Genomic DNA, 16,461 nt, shown 5'->3' on the forward strand with positions numbered 1-16,461 from the left:
ACGGGCGGCGGGCGGCGCGACTGGCCGGGAACGCCCGCCCGGGGGCCGCGTGGAAGCCGCCACCCCCGGGCCCGTTGCCGGCTTCGTCACCTTTCATTCTTCCGTCACGAATCCTTTCGATACTCTCACGCGCCGCACATCAGGCCGTCGGCGCCCCGCGCCGCCAATCGTTGCGACTCTCGCCTTTCATAAAACAGAACACCGAACAGGACAACCGATGCGTCTCCCCCTGCTTTCCCGCCGTCGCGTGCCGGCCATCGCCGCGCTCGCCAGCCTCGCCTTCATCCTCGCCGCCTGCGGCGGCGACGACGTCACCTCGCCGCCCGCGACGCCGCCGGCGGCGCAGGCGCCCGTCGGCACGACGGCCACGCTCGCCCTGCTCGAGACGACCGACCTGCACACCAACGTGCTGTCGTATGACTATTTCAAGCTCGCCGCCGACAACTCGCTCGGCTTCGAGCGCGTGTCGACGCTGATCGCGCAAGCGCGTGCGCAGTATCCGAACACGCTGCTGCTCGACAACGGCGACACGATCCAGGGCACCGCGCTGTCGGATTACCAGGCGCTCGTGAAGCCGGTCGGCTGCGACCAGACGCTCGCGATCTACAAGGTGATGAACGCGGCGAAATTCGACGGCGGCGGGATCGGCAACCACGAATTCAACTACGGGCTGCCGTACCTGTCGCAGGTGACCGGCAACACGTTCGAGGTCGACGGCCTGCCGGCGCCGGCCCAGCAGAAGAAGTGCGCGGGCCCGAACTTCCCGCAGGTGCTCGCGAACGTGATCAGCGCGAAGACCAACGCGCCGCTGTTCACGCCGTACACGATCCTGACCCGCACCGTGACCGCGACGACGCCGGACGGCAAGACGGTCAGCGCGCCCGTGAAGATCGGCATCATCGGCTTCACGCCGCCCGCGATCATGAACTGGGACAAGCGCTGGCTCGACGGCAAGGTCTACACGACCGGCCTGAAGGAAACCGCCGAGAAGTACATTCCGGAGATGCGCGCGAAGGGCGCCGATCTCGTCGTCGCGATCTCGCACGGCGGCCTCGACAACTCCGCGTATTCGCCGACGATGGAGAACGGCAGCTGGTGGCTGTCGAAGGTGACCGGCATCGACGCGATGCTGATCGGCCACTCGCACCAGGTGTTCCCGGACGCGAACAGCACCGTGTCGCAGTTCAACCTGCCGGGCGTCGACAAGGTCAAGGGCACCGTCAACGGCGTGCCGACCGTGATGGCCAACTACTGGGGCAAACACCTCGGCGTGATCAAGCTCGGCCTGAAGTTCGACGGCAAGACGTGGAGTGTCGACAAGTCGCAGACCACCGTCGAAGCGCGGCCGATCCAGAACGCCGACAAGAGCTACGTCGCGGCCGATCCGTCCGTGTCCGCCGCGATCGCCGCCGAGCACCAGGCGACGATCGACTACGTGAAGACGCCGATCGGCTCGACCGACTACCGGATGAACTCGTACTTCGCCGATGTCGGCGATCCGGGCGCGATCCAGATCGTCAACGAGGCGCAGGCCGACTACGTGAAGACCTACGTGCAGGCGAACCTGCCGCAATACGCGTCGCTGCCGGTGCTGTCGGTCAGCGCGCCGTTCAAGAGCGGCTTCGGCGGCGGCACCGACTACACGGATGTCGCGCCGGGCGCGCTCGCGATCAACAACGCGGCCGACCTGTACCTGTACCCGAACACCGTCTACGCGGTGAAGGTGAGCGGCGCCGACGTGAAGAACTGGCTCGAAACGGCCGCGAAGCGCTTCAACCGGATCGACCCGACCAAGGCGACCGTGCAACCGCTCGTCAGCACGTTCCCCGGCTACAACTTCGACATGTTCACGTCGGCCGATCTCGCGTATGAAATCGACGTCACGCAGCCGGTCGGCAGCCGGATCAAGAACCTGACGTACAAGGGTGCGGCGATCGACCCGAACGCGCAGTTCATCGTCGCGACCAATAACTACCGCGCGAGCGGCGGCGGCAATTTCCCGGGCCTGGACGGCAGCAAGACGATCTTCGCGTCGCCCGACGCGAACCGCGACGTGCTGATCGCGTTCGTCAAGAAGCGCGGCGCGATCACACGCGCGGCCGACGGTGCACAGCGCAGCTGGCGCTTCACGAAGCTCGCGAGCTCGGTCGCGCACGTGCAGTTCGCGTCCGCGCCGAACCGCCTCGGCGACGCGGCGGCGGCCGGCCTGACCGGCATCACGCAGGTCGCGGCCGACGACGGCTCGGGCAAGAACCTCGCCACCTACGAAATCGACCTCACGCAATGAGACCCGCGATGCAACCGATCCGGACGATGCGGCCGGCCGAAACCGGCCTCGCCGCCGCCGCGCGGCGCCTGCTGCGCGCGAAACTCCCGCCGGCCGCGCTGCTCGCGGCGGCGGCCGTGACCGTCGCGGCCGTCGTCGCGGCAGCCGGCCTACGCGGCGCCGGCCCCGCGCCGAGCGCCGCGCAGCTCGACGAGTGGCAGGCGATGGTCACCCAGGCCACCGAGCCGCATGCGCTCGCGCAGTTGCGCACGCTGGCGCGCCGCGGCTCGGGCGACGCGCAGGCGGCGCTCGGCATCGCGCTCGTCGACGCGCGCGAACCGGGCTTGCGCAACGAGGGGCGCGGCTGGCTGGAAACGGCCGCGGCGGCAGACAGCAAGGCCGACGCGCCGGCCGCCCGGCGTGCGCAGCTCGCGCTCGGCAAGGCGTTGCTGCTCGGCAGCAGCGACATGCCGAAGGACTACGCACGCGCCCGCACGCTGCTCGGTGAAGCGGCCGCGCAGGGCGATCCGGCCGCCGCGTATTACCTCGGGCTGATCTATCGCAGCGGCTACGGCGTCGCCGCCGATCCCGTGCAGGCCGCGCACTGGTTCGACGTCGCGTCGCGCGCGGACATCCCGGCCGCGGACTTCATGCTCGCGAACGCGTACCGTGAAGGCACCGGCGTGCCGCGCGACGAGGCGCGCGCGCTGGCGCTGTATCGCCGCGCCGCCGAGCACGAGCTGCCGGAAGCCGTGCAGACGCTCGCGATGGCCTATCGCAACGGCGAGCTCGGGCTCAAGCCCGACGCGGACGAATTCCACGCGCAGTGGATCGAGACCGCGCACGCGCTGAAGCACCCGGTCGTCGCGCCGTAACGGTTCGTCCGCACGCACCGGCATCTCACCGGCTGCATGACGCGCATGCCCCGACGCCCCGCGCATCGATCACCCGGCAACGGAATCGATCGCGGCGCGTCGGGCTCGCGCGCCGGTTGCATTGCCGCCATCCGGCTGCGCTACGTCGACCGTTCGACACGCGGCAATGCATTAACATGCAGCCTCACAATAAAACCTGAGAGAACTGCATCCATGTCCCATCGCCTTTTCAGGCGTGGTGCCGCTGCCGTCGGCGCCGTCGCCCTCGTCATTGCCGGCGCACCGCTCACCACCCTCGCCGCGCCGCCCGCCCAGCCCGACATCTTCAACGCCGCGCTTTGCAAGCCGCCGTTCACGTCGGACCTGATGGACTCGATCTACAACATCGCCAAGGCGGCCGATCCGAAGCCGGACGAATCGATGCTGGGCGCCGCGGTCTATCGCCTGCCGGAGCCGATCCACCGCGACGGCTTCACGACGCAGCAGGTCGTGTTCGTCAGTACCGGGATCGGCGTGCTCGTGGACGGCGAAGTCGCCGACCAGCTCGCGAAACGCTACCAGCTCACCCTCGAGAAGGGCCACCTGCTGGGCGCGTCGTCCGTCGGCTATTCGCGCCGGCTGACGGTCCGCGGCCCGGGCGGCGCGCTGATCCTCGTGTCGGCCCGCCAGGGCCCAGCGCTGAAGGGCAAGACGCTGCTGGCCTGCGAAATGACGTCCGAAGAGGACATCAAGGCGCTGGAGCGGATGGAAAGGCATTGAGCCAGGCGGCGCTGCGGCGCCGTTCGCATGCGGGCGGCCGCGCACCGCCCTGCCCGGCCGCGTGCGTCGCCCGACGCGCGCCACCGCCCCCTGTCGCTACAATAGGCGCCATGAACGCCCCCACCTCCTCCGACACGCCCGATTCCGGCGACGCGCACATCGCGCGCAACCGGCTCGAGGCGCACCTGGACGCCGCGCCGCGTGCGTGGCCGCTCGACATCGTCGCCGCCACCGGCTCGACCAACGCCGACGTCGCCGCCCGGCTCAAGGCGCTGCCGCGCACCGCGAACGCATTACCCGCGCCGCTCGTGCGCGTCGCGTTCGAGCAGACGGCCGGCCGCGGCCGGCAGGGCCGACCGTGGTTCGCGCAGCCCGGCAATGCGCTGCTGTGCTCGGTCGGCTGCATCGTGCCGCGCCCCGTCGAAGCACTCGGCGGCCTCAGCATCGCGATCGGCGTTGCGCTCGCCGAAGGGCTGGCCGCGCTGCCGCTCGACGCCCGTACGCGCGTCGCGCTCAAATGGCCGAACGACCTGCTGCTGACCGCCACCGACGACGGCACGCCGCGCATCGTCGGCAAGCTCGCCGGGATCCTGATCGAAACCGCGTGGACCAGCGCCGACGCCACCGCCGTCGTGATCGGCTTCGGCATCAACGTGCGCGGCGCGGAAGCCGTCGCCGCGCAGGTCGACGCGCTGCGCGCGCGCGAAGCGACGCTCGCGAGCGGGCTGCCGCCCGCCGCGCTGTCGATCGCGTGCGCGTCGGCCAACCTCACCGATACGCTCGCCGCGTCGCTGAACGCACTCACGCCCGCGCTCGCGCAGTTCGGCGCCGAAGGGCTCGCGCCGTTCCTGCCGCGCTGGCACGCGCTGCACGCGTACGCGGGGCGCGAAGTCGTGCTGCTCGAACAGGGCGTCGAACGCGTGCGCGGCATCGCGACCGGCATCGACGCGACCGGCCAGTTGCTGCTCGACACGCCGGACGGCATGCAGGCGATCGCCGCCGGCGACGTGTCGCTGCGCGAAGCGCAATGAACGAGCCGCACCTGCTGATCGACGCCGGCAACAGCCGGATCAAGTGGGCGCTCGCCGATGCGCAGCGCACGCTCGTCGAGACGGGCGCGTTCGGCCACACCCGCGACGGCGGCGCCGATCCCGACTGGTCGGCCCTGCCGCGTCCGCGCGGCGCGTGGATCTCGAACGTCGCGGGCGCCGACGTGGCCGCCCGGCTCGACGCGCTGCTCGACGCACGCTGGCCGGGCCTGCCGCGCACGACGATACGCGCGCGTCAGACGCAATGCGGCGTGACGAACGGCTATACGACGCCCGACCAGCTCGGCAGCGACCGCTGGGCCGGCCTGATCGGCGCGCACGCGGCGTTTCCGGGCGAGCACCTGCTGATCGCGACGTTCGGCACCGCGACGACGCTCGAGGCGCTGCGCGCGGACGGCCGCTTCACGGGCGGGCTGATCGCACCGGGCTGGGCGCTGATGATGCGCGCGCTCGGCACGCACACCGCGCAGTTGCCGACGCTGACCACCGATATCGCGAGCGGCCTGCTCGCGGGTGCCCAGGCCGAACCGTTCCAGGTCGATACGCCGCGCTCGCTGTCGGCCGGCTGCCTGTATGCGCAGGCCGGGCTGATCGAACGCGCGTGGCGCGATCTCGCGGATGCGTGGCAGGCGCCCGTGCGGCTGGTGCTGGCCGGCGGCGCGGCGGACGACGTCGCACGTGCGCTGACGCTCCCGCATACGCGGCACGATGCCCTGATCCTGTCCGGGCTGGCGCTGATCGCCGCAGAAGCGGCAACCGCCACGCCGCCCCAGGCGTGACGGAAAAACGCCGGCAGCGCGCCGGCGCACGGCAACGCGAGCCCGTGCGGGCCTGCGTCACGATGACGGTGAAGAACGGGGGCGCCATGCCGGCCCCGCGCGCACGGTCAACGGCAGGAACGAGAAGGAATGAAATCGCCGGCGATGCAGCCGGCCCGATTGAATGACGTGAACCACGTCAATGACGACGAGGAGTGTCGACGATGCTGCGCTGGCTGATCGCTGTTCTCTTTCTCGCCAACATGCTCGCGTTCGTGGTGGCGCGCGGCGTGTTCGGGCCGCTGCCGGCGGCCGGCCCGCGCGAACCCGGCGTGCTGGCGCGACAGGTGCGGCCCGATGCGCTGCGCGTGACGCCGCTCGCACGGGCCACCGACCAGCCCGTCATCGGCGGCCCGATCGCGCCGCCGTCCGTCACGGCCGAGCCGCTCGCCGCGTCCGCGCCCTGACGGCGCCCGGCTGCGCTCAGGACTGCTGCGCGCGCACCTTCTTCAGCAATGCGGTGGTCGAGCGATCGTGCTCGAACGGAATCGCCAGTGCCCGGCCACCCCAGCCACGCACCAGCGCCGATTCCGGCAACGCATCCATGTCGTAGTCGCCGCCCTTCACGAGGATGTCCGGCCGGACCGCCTCGATCAGCGACACCGGCGTCTTTTCCTCGAACGTCACGACCCAGTCGACGCTTTCCAGCGCCGCGAGCAGCGCCGCGCGGTCTTCCTGGCGATTGATCGGCCGGTCGTCGCCCTTGCCGAGCATGCGTACCGATGCGTCGCTGTTCACGCCGACGATCAGGCATGCGCCGAGCGCCTTCGCGTCGGCGAGATAGGTGACGTGGCCGCGATGCAGGATGTCGAACACGCCGTTGGTGAACACGACGGGCGACGGCAGCGACGCGCGCAGGGCGACGAGGGCATCACGGGTGATCAGCTTGCGTTCGAAGGTGGCGGACATGATGGAGGTCGGACGAAGTGGGCAACGGCGCGCGCGGCGGCGGCGCCAGATAAAAAGCCCGCCGGACTGACCGGGCGGGCTTCATGCAACGGGTACGACATCGCGCAACGCGGCCGGCGCGATTCACGCCGGCTGCGGCGCCAACCGGCCTCAGGCCGGCTGCGCGGCCGACGACGAGCCGCTTTCGGCCTGCAGGCGGCCGGTGACTTCCTTGCGGTAGCGGTTCAGCTCCTGCGCGGTCGCGAACGTGCGCTCGAACAGGATCGACAGGTTGTGCAGGATCCGTTCGACGACCTTCTTTTCCCATTCGCCGTCGAAGCGGATCTGCTCGTCGAGCCAGCGCTCGAGCCATTCCGGATCCGGCAGGCGCGACTGCACGGTGTCGCGCGGGAACAGCGCCTGGTTCACGTGCAGGTTGGTCGGGTGCAGCGGCTTCTCGGTGCGTCGCGCCGACGCCATCAGCACGCCGATCTTCGCGAATGCCGCACGCGCGACGTCGCCGCAGTTGTTCAGCGCCTTCTTCATGTAGCGCAGGTACGCGCCACCGTGGCGTGCTTCATCGCGCGAGATCGTTTCGTAGATCTGCTTGATGACCGGCTCGGTGTGCCAGTCGGCCGCGCAACGGTACCAGTGATTCAGGCGGATCTCGCCGCAGAAGTGCAGCATCAGCGTCTCGAGCGGCGGCGCCGGGTCGAACTGGAAGCGCACCGCGTGCAGTTCCTCTTCGGTCGGCACCATTTCCGGCTTGAAGCGGCGCAGGTATTCCATCAGCACGAGCGAATGCTTCTGCTCTTCGAAGAACCACACGCTCATGAACGCGGAAAAGTCGCTGTCGTGCTGGTTGTCGCGCAGGAACATTTCCGTCGCGGGCAGCGCCGACCATTCGGTGATCGCGTTCATCTTGATCGTCTTCGCCTGCTCGTCGGTGAGCAGCGAAGCGTCGAACTTGTCCCACGGAATGTCCTTCTCCATGTCCCAGCGGACGGCTTCGAGCGATCGGTAAAGTTCCGGATAAAGCATCGTGTTCATGATGGTCCCACCCCTGTTCTGCGCAATGCGACTTCTCTAAACGTGACTGTTGCCGCGCAAGCGCGCCCGAGCGCGCCTTTTGCAGCCAAGACTCTAATTTTACGCGGGAAACCGGCCAGCCGGACGGTGATTCCTCGTCCGGCAGCCGGGCGGCCGCGCCGCCGCCGTTGCGGCATGCCGCAGCCACGCTCCGCGAACGGAACCGGCTGCACGCTTGCCTGAGTGGGGGCCGGCGCTGGCCGGCTCGTTGGCGCGCCCGTCCCCTGCCCCAGGCGGGTTCCCCGAAAGGTCCCGTGCGGATGCCGGATCGGCGGGCTGCTCGATATGGTGTATACGGCGGCGGCCATGATATCACGCGTGCATGACGGTTCCGAGACGCCTGCCCGGTCGTGCGCCGCCCATCGCGCTGCGGCGATCGGTCGCGGCCGACCGTCGCGAAAACGCAACCTTACATTCTCCTGCAAGCATCAGACCCGTATTTCGCCGGTCGCGAGGCCGTCGTCCGGCGGCATGCCGGCGGCCGGCGCGCTGCCGCCGTCCGCGCGCGCGATCCAGCCGCACAGCGTGTCACGCTGCGCGCGCCCGTCGCGGTAGCCGAGCTCGATCAGCTCGCGTGTAAACGCCTCCTCGAACAGCAAGTAGCTCGCGAACGACGCACCGGCCGGCTGGCTGCCGCCGATCGCGCCGAGCAGCCCGCGCATCGTCGCCGGCATCTGCTTCAGGTGCTTCGCGGCGATCAGCTCGATGCGCTCGGACGGCGCGATCGCGAGTACGTCGACGTGCCGCCAGCCGCTGTCCAACTCGACCTGGTGCGGCAGGTGCTCGATCATCCGGTTGATGTGCTCGATGCGCTCGATGTCCGAGCCGATCGAGTCGAGGAACACGCTCGCGAGCACCTGCTGGCCGATCTGCGCGAGCGTCGGGTAGCCGCGCACCAACCCGTGGCCGTTCGCGGCCGGAATCTCGGGCCGCGGGTCGGCCGCGCCGACCACGACGATCCGGTCCGCGCCGAAGTGGATCGCCGGCGACAGCGGCGCGATCTGCCGGATCGAGCCGTCGCCGAAGTATTCGATCTGCCCGTCGAGCACGAGCGGCACGGCCGGGAACACGAACGGAATCGCCGACGACGCGAGCAGGTGCGACGCCGACAGGTCGACCAGCCGCGCGGTGCGCTGCGCGCGCCGCCACGCCTGGATCGGCTGGGCCGCCTGGTAGAACGTGAGGTGCCGCCCGCTCGAATAGCTGAGCGCCGTCACCGCGAGCGCATGCAGCAGGCGCGCCTCGAGCATCTGCTCGATCCGGTGGAAACTCAGCTCGCGCTGCAGCAGGTGCGCGAGCGGCGCGTTGTCGAGCAACCCGCGCGGCGCACGGCGGGCCGCCCAGCCGAAGGTCATCGTCGCCAGCCAGCGTGCGCCGGCGCCCGCGATGCCGAGCCAGTCGGTGCGATACACGTAGTCGGCGCGCAACGGCTCCCAGAATTCGAGCAGGCGCCGCACGCCATGGGAAAAGTCGTCCGCGTGGCTCGCGATCGACGTCGCGTTGATCGCGCCGGCCGACGAGCCGCACACGACCGCGAACGGCAGCGTGTGCCGCAGCGGATCGGCCTCGCGCGCGATCTCGGCCAGCGCCTTCAGCACGCCGACCTGATAGGCGGCACGTGCGCCGCCTCCCATCAGCACGAGCGCGAGCCGCATGATCGACCTGCTACCTGCGCCGCGTCACGTCGAACGCTTCGGCGGACGGGTTTCGGGCGACGATGCGGCGGCCGCGCGCGCCGCGGCCGAACCGGCCGCACCGGCCGACTTCGCGCGCTTCGCGGCAGGCTTGCGCGGCGCGGCGGCGGCCGGTGCCGGCTTCGCGGCCGGCTCCGGCGCAGCGGCCGCGTCCGGCGGCGCATCGCCCGGCGCGGCGGGCTGCATGCCCGGCTGCGCCATCGCAAGGCTCGCGAGCTGATTGAACTGCGACTGCAGCAGGTTCCACCAGCCCGACGGGTCGAACGCCTGCTGCGCGGCGTCGCCGGCCGCTGCCGCCGACGCGTCGGCATCCGGTGCCGGCGGCGCATCGCTCGACGCCGCCGACGCGTGTTTCGCCGCATGCGCGGCCGCTTCCTCGGCCGCCGACATCGAGCTCTGCGCGAACGCGCCGAACGCACGCAGCGTCGCGAGCGTCGCGCGCTGCACCTCGAGCGCCTGGATCGCGGACTGCAGCATCCCGAGGTTGAGCTTCAGCCACTGCTCGACCGCGCGCAGATCGGTGATCCGCTTGTCGAGCTCCTCGACGCTCGTGAGCGGCGCCATCATGTCGGACATGCTCGACAGCGACGGCGGCAGCCCTTGCGTGGCGCCCGGGAACGACGTCATCCCGCCGAACGGCGACATCCGCATCATGTCCCACATCCGGTCCATCATGTCGGCGGGCTTGAAGCCGGCAAAGCCGGCGAAAGGGTTGGAGCCGGAGGCATCGGTCGTCATACGGGCATCCTGGTTGACTGGGTGAGAGCGAGGCGGCCGCCATGCGTCGCGCGAGCCGCGCCTGGGTCGATCATAGCGCCGGCGCGTGTCAGAACGGCGCGTCGCCGGGAAACTCGGGCGGCCGCCGCTCGCGCAGCGAGCGAATGCCTTCCTGCACGTCGGGCCCCGAAAAACCCATGAATTCGAGCGCCAGCGACGTATCGAAGGTCGGCCCGGCCGTGCGCAGCCAGTTGTTCAATGCGTACTTGGTCCAGCGGATCGCCGACTGCGAACCGTGCGCGAGCCGCTCGGCCACTTCGTAGGCCTTCGGCAGCAGGTCGGCCGGCTCGACCGCGAGCGAGACCAGTCCGATCCGCTCGGCCTCCTCGCCGCTCACCGGCTCGCACAGCATCAGGTAGTACTTCGCCTTCGCCATCCCGCACAGCAGCGGCCACACGATCGCCGCATGGTCGCCGGCCGCGACGCCGAGCCGCGTGTGGCCGTCGATGATGCGCGCATCCTTCGCGGCGATCGAGATGTCGGCGAGCAACCCGGCGACGAGCCCCGCGCCGACGGCCGGGCCATGCATCGCCGAGACGATCGGCTTGCTGCAGTTGATCACGTTGTAGACGAGGTCGCGCGCCTCGCGCCACACGCGGGCGCGCACGTCGAAGTCGTTCGCCATGTCCTCGACGAGCGCGAGGTCGCCGCCCGCCGAGAAGCCCTTGCCTTCGCCGCGGATCACCGCGACGCGCGTGTCGGGATCGCGGTCGACGTCGCGCCAGATGTCGGCGAGCTCGCGATGCATGCGTGCGTTCGCGGTCGCGAGGCCGCTGCGGTTCGCGCCCTCGCCGCTCATCACGATGTCGAGCACGCCATGGTCGCGGCGCGTCACCTTCAGTGCTTCGTAACCGCCGTACGCGGCGAGATCGGCCATGCGCTGCTCCTTGCTCGAGGCTCTCGCGCCCCTGAATCGAGTGTAGCCAAGCCCGCGCGGGCAAACATCAGGCGAAACCCGGCGCGCGGGCCGGGCCCGGGTTTCGCGCAAGCGCAGCGCTGCGGGCGCCGCGCGACTTACGCCGCGCCGTCGGGCGGCGCGACCGACTGCTCGATCGCGCCGAAGATCGACTTGCCGGCCGTGTCGAACATCTCGATGCGCACGGTGTCGCCGTAGCGCATGAATTCCGTCTGCGGCGCGCCGTGCTCGATCGTCTCGAGGCAGCGCTTCTCGGCGATGCAGCAGTAGCCGCGCTTCGCGTCCTTGTTCGACACCGTGCCCGAGCCGACGATCGAGCCGGCGCGCAGGTTGCGCGTCTTCGCCGCGTGCGCGATCAGCTGGCCGAAGTGGAACACCATGTCGGTGCCGGCATCGGGCTGGCCGACCTTCTTGCCGTTCCAGTGGACGATCATCGGCCGGTGCACGCGGCCTTCGCGCCATTCGTCGCCGAGCTCGTCGGGCGTCACGGCGACCGGCGCGAACGCGGTGGCCGGCTTGCTCTGGAAGAAGCCGAAGCCCTTCGCGAGCTCGGCCGGAATCAGGTTGCGCAGCGACACGTCGTTCACCAGCGTGACGAGCCGCACGGCCTTCAGCGCTTCGTCGGGCGTCGCGCTCATCCGCACGTCGCCGGTGATCACCGCGACTTCCGCCTCGAAATCGATGCCCCATTCCTCGGACGGGCACACGACGTCGTCGCGGGCCCCGAGAAAATCGTCGCTGCCGCCCTGGTACATCAGCGGATCGGTCCAGAATTCGGGCGGCATCTCCGCGCCGCGCGCGCGGCGCACGAGTTCGACGTGGTTCACGTACGCGGAGCCGTCGGCCCACTGGAACGCGCGCGGCAGCGGCGCCATGCAGTTGGCCGGATCGAACGCGAACGCATTGCGCGCGCGGCCGTGGTTCAGTGCGTCGTACAGGTCGCGCAGCTGCGGCGCGTAGAACGCCCAGTCGTCGAGGACGCGCTGCAGCGTCGGCGCGATCGCGTCGGCGATCGCCGCGGTGTGCAGGTCGCGCGACACGACGATCAGCTGGCCGTCGCGCGTGCCGTCCTTCAGCGAAGCAAGTTTCATAGGAGACTCTGGCGTTGTAGTGACGATGGAGGGAATCTATTTTACGATGGTGAATCCCTGCGGCGCGCGGCGATCGTGCGTGCCGTTTTCGCCCCGATTCTTCGGCCCGGTTTTTCAGTCCGGTTTTTCAGCCTGCTTCCTGCCGCCTTTTCGCGCCCCTGCCGCCCATGCCCGCCAGCCCGCTTCCCGACGACGATCTCGCCGACTCCGACACCGACGACGCCGCTTCCGGCGAGCACGGCGAGAAGGTCCGTTCCGGCATCCAGTCGATCGAGGTCGGCTTCCGCCTGCTCGACGTGCTGACGAGCGAGCCGCGCGCGATGATGCTGCGCGACCTCGCGCAGCGCGCGGGCATGAGTCCTGCGAAGGCACACCGTTACCTGGTCAGCTTCTCGCGGCTCGGCGTGGTGTCGCAGGACCCCGTCTCGGGCCGCTACGAACTCGGCGGCTTCGCGCTGCAGATGGGGCTCGCGCGGCTCGCGCGCGTCGACGGCGTGAAGCTCGCGCGGATCGCGCTGACCGAATTCCGCGACCGCCTCGACCAGACGGTCGGCATCGCCGTGTGGGGTAACCAGGGGCCGACGATCGTGCACTGGATGGAGTCGAGCCACCCGGCGAAGGCGTCGCTGAAACTCGGCGACGTGATGCCGCTGCTCGGCTCCGCGACGGGGCTGCTGTTCGCCGCGTACCTGCCGCGCAGCAAGACCGCCGCGATGCTCGAGCGCGAACTCGCCGATACGCGCCGCTCGCCGCACCACGGCGGCCCGCGCACGCTCGACGAGGTCGACGCGGTGCTCGCCGACGTGCGCCGGCACGAGGCCGCACGCGTCGAGGGGATGCTGCTGCCGACGATCCACGCGTTCTGCATGCCCGTGTTCGATGCGGTCGGCGAACTCGCGCTCGCGATCGTCGCGCTCGGCCAGGAAGGCTCGTTCGACATCGCATGGGGCGGCGAGATCGACACCGCGCTGCGCGCCTGCGCGCAGAAACTGTCTTACGAACTCGGCTATAGTCCCGACGCGCGCGACGCCTGACGCCTCCGGTAACCGCCCCCCGGAACCTGCCCGTCACGCAGCGCGAACGTGCGGCGCATTCGACAGTCCGATTCCTGTGGCGCGCGCCGCGCGCCCGAGCTCACGCGAACGCCCCGATCCTGTCCCGATGCCCATGCAGCCTGCCGATACCCGCCCGAGTCACGCGTTGCCCCGCCACTGGCTGCGCGTGGGCATTGCGCTCGTCATCGTGCTGGTGCTGCATGCGCTCGCCGCGTTCTGGCTGATGCGCAACCGCGATTCGTTCACGCCGCCGCCACCCGCCGAAGTCCCCGTGCAGATCGAGCTGCTGAAACCGCAACCGATCGAACGCCAGCCTGCACCGCCCGCGCCGAAGCCGGTCGAGCAGCCGGCCGCGCCCGCGCCGGCGGCCCCGAAGGCCGCCGCACCGAAACCCGCGCCTGAGCCGGTCCTCACGTCGACGCAAACGGCCGAGCACGGCGAGCCGCCGGCCGCCGCGTCCGCAGCGAGTGGTGTGCCTGCCGCATCGGGCGCGCATGCCGCGTCGGCTGCCGGCGCCGCCAGCGCCGCCACCACCGTGACTCCGGGCCCCGCGACGAACGGCGTGAAGTTCAACGCGCCGCCGTCCGGCGACCTGCAATACGACACGTTCTACAACGGCATGCAGAACATGATCGGCACGATCCACTGGCGCACCGACGGGCACACCTACGACCTGTCGGTGTCGATGCCCGTGCCGTTCGTCGGCCCGTTCACCTACCGCAGCGAAGGCCGCATCGACGCGTTCGGCGTCGCGCCCGAGCGCTACGTCGAGAAGCGCGGCAAGCGGCCGGAGGACATCGCGATCTTCAACCGCGAGATCCGGCAGGTCGTGTTCACGCGCACGCCGAACAACGCGCCGCTGCCCGACGGCGTGCAGGATCGCTTCAGCATGCTGATGCAGCTGTCGGGGCTCGTGCGCGGCAATCCGTCCGCGTACAAGCCGGGCGTCACGCAGCAGTTCTTCGTGATCGACAACAACAGCGGCGAAACCTGGCCGATCACCGTGATCGGCGACGAGCAGGTGCAGACGCAGGCCGGCATCATCGGCGCGCGGCATTTCATGCGCCTGCCGCGACGCGACGGCGACACGCGCCGCATCGACATGTGGCTCGCGCCGTCGCTCGGCTGGCTGCCCGCGCGGCTCGTGCAGACCGAACCGAACGGCGCGCAGATCGAGCTGTTGTGGCATGGCCGGCTCGCGGCGCCCAGCGCGCCGGCCGACGAAGCACCCGCAGGCGGCGCAACGCATGCGCCCGCCGGTACGCCAACGCCCGACGCATCGACCGCTCCCGCTGCGGAACCGGCCCAACCCGCGCCGCCGGCTCCCGTGCAACCACCGGCACAACAAGCTGCACCGCCCGCGCCCTCGCCTGTCACATCGCCTGTCACACAGTGAACTCGCGCGCGAATGCACGCGATTCGGCAATTTCGACCGATTACAGATTTCCGTGAAATGGCCGATGACACTCTTTAACAACTATTTCAGTCCACCGGCAGACAATGGGAAACGTTTCATAGACATCGGCTTCTAACCGATACACCCCACGCAAACGGGAACGGGGTGTGCAGCGCAAGCCCCTTGAAACCGGCAAGGCTCGCCCCACCTAGGGGACAACAAGGCCAGATGCCACTGCGAAGAGGAGTGCCGCCATGCAAATGATCTACAACAGCCCCAACTACTGCGTCGTCGAATTCGCGCCGCAGGCCGGCCACCACCTGATGAATGCCGGCGGATATGAAATCGTCGACAAGAACGCGCAGCGCGAAATCTTCATCGACGGCGAACTTGCCGAACGATTCCGCGCGCACGTGAAGCAGTTGATCGAGGATGAACCGTCGCTCGATGAAGTCGACGAATTCCTCGGACAATTCGACAGCCTGATGATGATGCCCGTCGTGCTGCACTGACGACCCGCGGCCCGGCGCCTCGTGCGGCCGGGCCATTTGCCGCGCATCGACGCGGCGCCGCGAGCACTCCGATCCTGCCCCCGCCCGGTTCGCCGGCGGGGGTTTTCATTTGGCGGCCCGGCCGGCGCGGCGCAAGGCCGGGCGGCGCCCATGCGCACCGGCTACAATGGCGGTTTTCCCGTCTTCGCCGGTCTTTCGCCCATGTCTGCGACTCCTCTCGCCGCTTCCGTCCCGCTCGACGCCTCCTACACGCGCGGCGCCGCTCTGCCTGCGCTGCTCAAATCGCGCATCCTGATCCTCGACGGCGCGATGGGCACGATGATCCAGCGCTACAAGCTCGACGAAGCCGCGTATCGCGGCGAGCGCTTCAAGGATTTCCCGCGCGACATCAAGGGCAACAACGAGCTGCTGTCGATCACGCAGCCGCAGATCATCCGCGAGATCCACGACCAGTACTTCGCGGCCGGCGCGGACATCGTCGAGACCAACACGTTCGGCGCGACGACCGTCGCGCAGGCCGACTACGAGATGGAAGATCTCGTCGTCGAGATGAACATCGAATCGGCGAAGCTCGCGCGCCAAGCGGCCGAGCAATACGCGACGCCCGACAAACCGCGCTTCGTCGCGGGCGCGATCGGGCCGACGCCGAAGACGGCCAGCATCTCGCCAGACGTCAACGATCCGGGCGCACGCAACGTCACGTTCGACGAGCTGCGCGCGTCGTACTACCAGCAGGCGAAGGCGCTGCTCGACGGCGGCGTCGACCTGTTCCTCGTCGAGACGATCTTCGACACGCTGAACGCGAAGGCCGCGCTGTTCGCGCTCGACGAACTGTTCGAGGACACCGGCGAGCGTCTGCCGATCATGATCTCGGGCACCGTCACCGATGCGTCGGGCCGGATCCTGTCGGGCCAGACGGTCGAGGCGTTCTGGAATTCGCTGCGCCACGCGAAGCCGCTCACGTTCGGCCTGAACTGCGCGCTCGGCGCGGCGCTGATGCGCCCGTACATCGCCGAGCTCGCGAAGCTGTGCGATACCTACGTGTCGTGCTATCCGAACGCGGGCCTGCCGAACCCGATGGCCGAGACGGGCTTCGACGAAACGCCGGACGTCACGTCGGGCCTGCTGAAGGAATTCGCGCAAGCCGGGCTCGTGAACCTCGCGGGCGGCTGCTGCGGCACGACGCCCGAACACATCGCCGAGATCGCGAAGGCGCTCGCCGACGTGAAGCCGCGCCGCTGGCCGAACCAGTACAGCGACAACGCCTGACCCGACC

General features: G+C 69.8%; 16 protein-coding genes. 10 read left to right on the plus strand and 6 right to left on the minus strand.

From position 1 onward, the window contains the following. Positions 1–217 precede the first annotated feature (217 nt). From CFB41_RS15435 to CFB41_RS15460, 6 genes are all read left to right on the plus strand, one after another. Positions 218–2,287: a bifunctional 2',3'-cyclic-nucleotide 2'-phosphodiesterase/3'-nucleotidase gene (locus CFB41_RS15435; RefSeq protein WP_089457005.1), complete on the plus strand. Its 2,070-nt coding sequence runs from the start codon at positions 218–220 to the stop codon at positions 2,285–2,287. A gap of 8 nt (positions 2,288–2,295) precedes the next feature. Further along, positions 2,296–3,141 carry a tetratricopeptide repeat protein gene (locus tag CFB41_RS15440; protein ID WP_089457006.1) on the plus strand — a complete coding sequence of 282 codons (846 nt, stop codon included), beginning with the start codon at positions 2,296–2,298 and terminating at the stop codon, positions 3,139–3,141. A 213-nt stretch (positions 3,142–3,354) separates the two neighbouring features. Then, entirely contained in the window at positions 3,355–3,900 is a 546-nt protein-coding gene (locus tag CFB41_RS15445; protein WP_089457007.1) for a hypothetical protein, read from the plus strand. Positions 3,901–4,010: 110 nt separating this feature from the next. Beyond that, positions 4,011–4,931 carry a biotin--[acetyl-CoA-carboxylase] ligase gene (locus CFB41_RS15450; protein WP_089457008.1) on the plus strand — a complete coding sequence of 307 codons (921 nt, stop codon included), beginning with the start codon at positions 4,011–4,013 and terminating at the stop codon, positions 4,929–4,931. Further along, entirely contained in the window at positions 4,928–5,728 is an 801-nt protein-coding gene (locus CFB41_RS15455) for a type III pantothenate kinase (RefSeq protein ID WP_089457009.1), read from the plus strand. Before CFB41_RS15450 ends, CFB41_RS15455 begins: the two co-directional genes overlap by 4 nt. Before the next feature lie 203 nt (positions 5,729–5,931). Then, positions 5,932–6,174 (plus strand): hypothetical protein, encoded by a 243-nt coding sequence (locus tag CFB41_RS15460; protein ID WP_089426666.1) that lies wholly within the window; start codon positions 5,932–5,934, stop codon positions 6,172–6,174. 16 nt (positions 6,175–6,190) lie between these two features. On the opposite strand, the gene rfaE2 is transcribed toward CFB41_RS15460, so the two are convergent. From rfaE2 to CFB41_RS15495, 6 genes are all read right to left on the minus strand, one after another. Then, positions 6,191–6,676: a D-glycero-beta-D-manno-heptose 1-phosphate adenylyltransferase gene (gene rfaE2, locus CFB41_RS15465; protein ID WP_089426432.1), complete on the minus strand. Its 486-nt coding sequence runs from the start codon at positions 6,674–6,676 to the stop codon at positions 6,191–6,193. A gap of 150 nt (positions 6,677–6,826) precedes the next feature. Then, a complete protein-coding gene (locus CFB41_RS15470; RefSeq protein WP_089441121.1) occupies positions 6,827–7,705 on the minus strand; it encodes a diiron oxygenase in 879 nt (292 codons plus the stop codon). Positions 7,706–8,172: 467 nt separating this feature from the next. After that, positions 8,173–9,399 (minus strand): patatin-like phospholipase family protein, encoded by a 1,227-nt coding sequence (locus CFB41_RS15480; RefSeq protein ID WP_089457010.1) that lies wholly within the window; start codon positions 9,397–9,399, stop codon positions 8,173–8,175. Positions 9,400–9,423: 24 nt separating this feature from the next. Then, entirely contained in the window at positions 9,424–10,176 is a 753-nt protein-coding gene (locus tag CFB41_RS15485; protein WP_089457011.1) for a PhaM family polyhydroxyalkanoate granule multifunctional regulatory protein, read from the minus strand. 88 nt (positions 10,177–10,264) lie between these two features. Then, on the minus strand, positions 10,265–11,092 hold the full coding sequence (locus CFB41_RS15490) for an enoyl-CoA hydratase/isomerase family protein (protein WP_039346345.1): 828 nt from the start codon (positions 11,090–11,092) through the stop codon (positions 10,265–10,267). A gap of 137 nt (positions 11,093–11,229) precedes the next feature. Then, the gene (locus CFB41_RS15495) at positions 11,230–12,222 is read right to left on the minus strand and encodes a fumarylacetoacetate hydrolase family protein (RefSeq protein WP_039346348.1); all 993 of its coding nucleotides are present in this window, start codon (positions 12,220–12,222) and stop codon (positions 11,230–11,232) included. A 167-nt stretch (positions 12,223–12,389) separates the two neighbouring features. Between CFB41_RS15495 and CFB41_RS15500 the strand changes: the two genes are divergently transcribed. From CFB41_RS15500 to CFB41_RS15520, 4 genes are all read left to right on the plus strand, one after another. After that, complete coding sequence (locus tag CFB41_RS15500; RefSeq protein ID WP_011353357.1) at positions 12,390–13,256, plus strand: IclR family transcriptional regulator; 867 nt, start codon at positions 12,390–12,392, stop codon at positions 13,254–13,256. A gap of 127 nt (positions 13,257–13,383) precedes the next feature. Continuing rightward, positions 13,384–14,673: a DUF3108 domain-containing protein gene (locus CFB41_RS15505; RefSeq protein ID WP_089457214.1), complete on the plus strand. Its 1,290-nt coding sequence runs from the start codon at positions 13,384–13,386 to the stop codon at positions 14,671–14,673. Between the two features lie 254 nt (positions 14,674–14,927). Next, positions 14,928–15,185: a DUF3567 domain-containing protein gene (locus CFB41_RS15515; protein WP_006477667.1), complete on the plus strand. Its 258-nt coding sequence runs from the start codon at positions 14,928–14,930 to the stop codon at positions 15,183–15,185. 201 nt (positions 15,186–15,386) lie between these two features. Continuing rightward, positions 15,387–16,454, plus strand: coding sequence for a homocysteine S-methyltransferase family protein (locus CFB41_RS15520; protein ID WP_089441336.1), 1,068 nt, complete (start codon positions 15,387–15,389; stop codon positions 16,452–16,454). Positions 16,455–16,461 lie beyond the last annotated feature (7 nt).

The sequence above is a fragment of the Burkholderia sp. AU33803 genome (assembly GCF_002223095.1).
Lineage (GTDB): Bacteria > Pseudomonadota > Gammaproteobacteria > Burkholderiales > Burkholderiaceae > Burkholderia.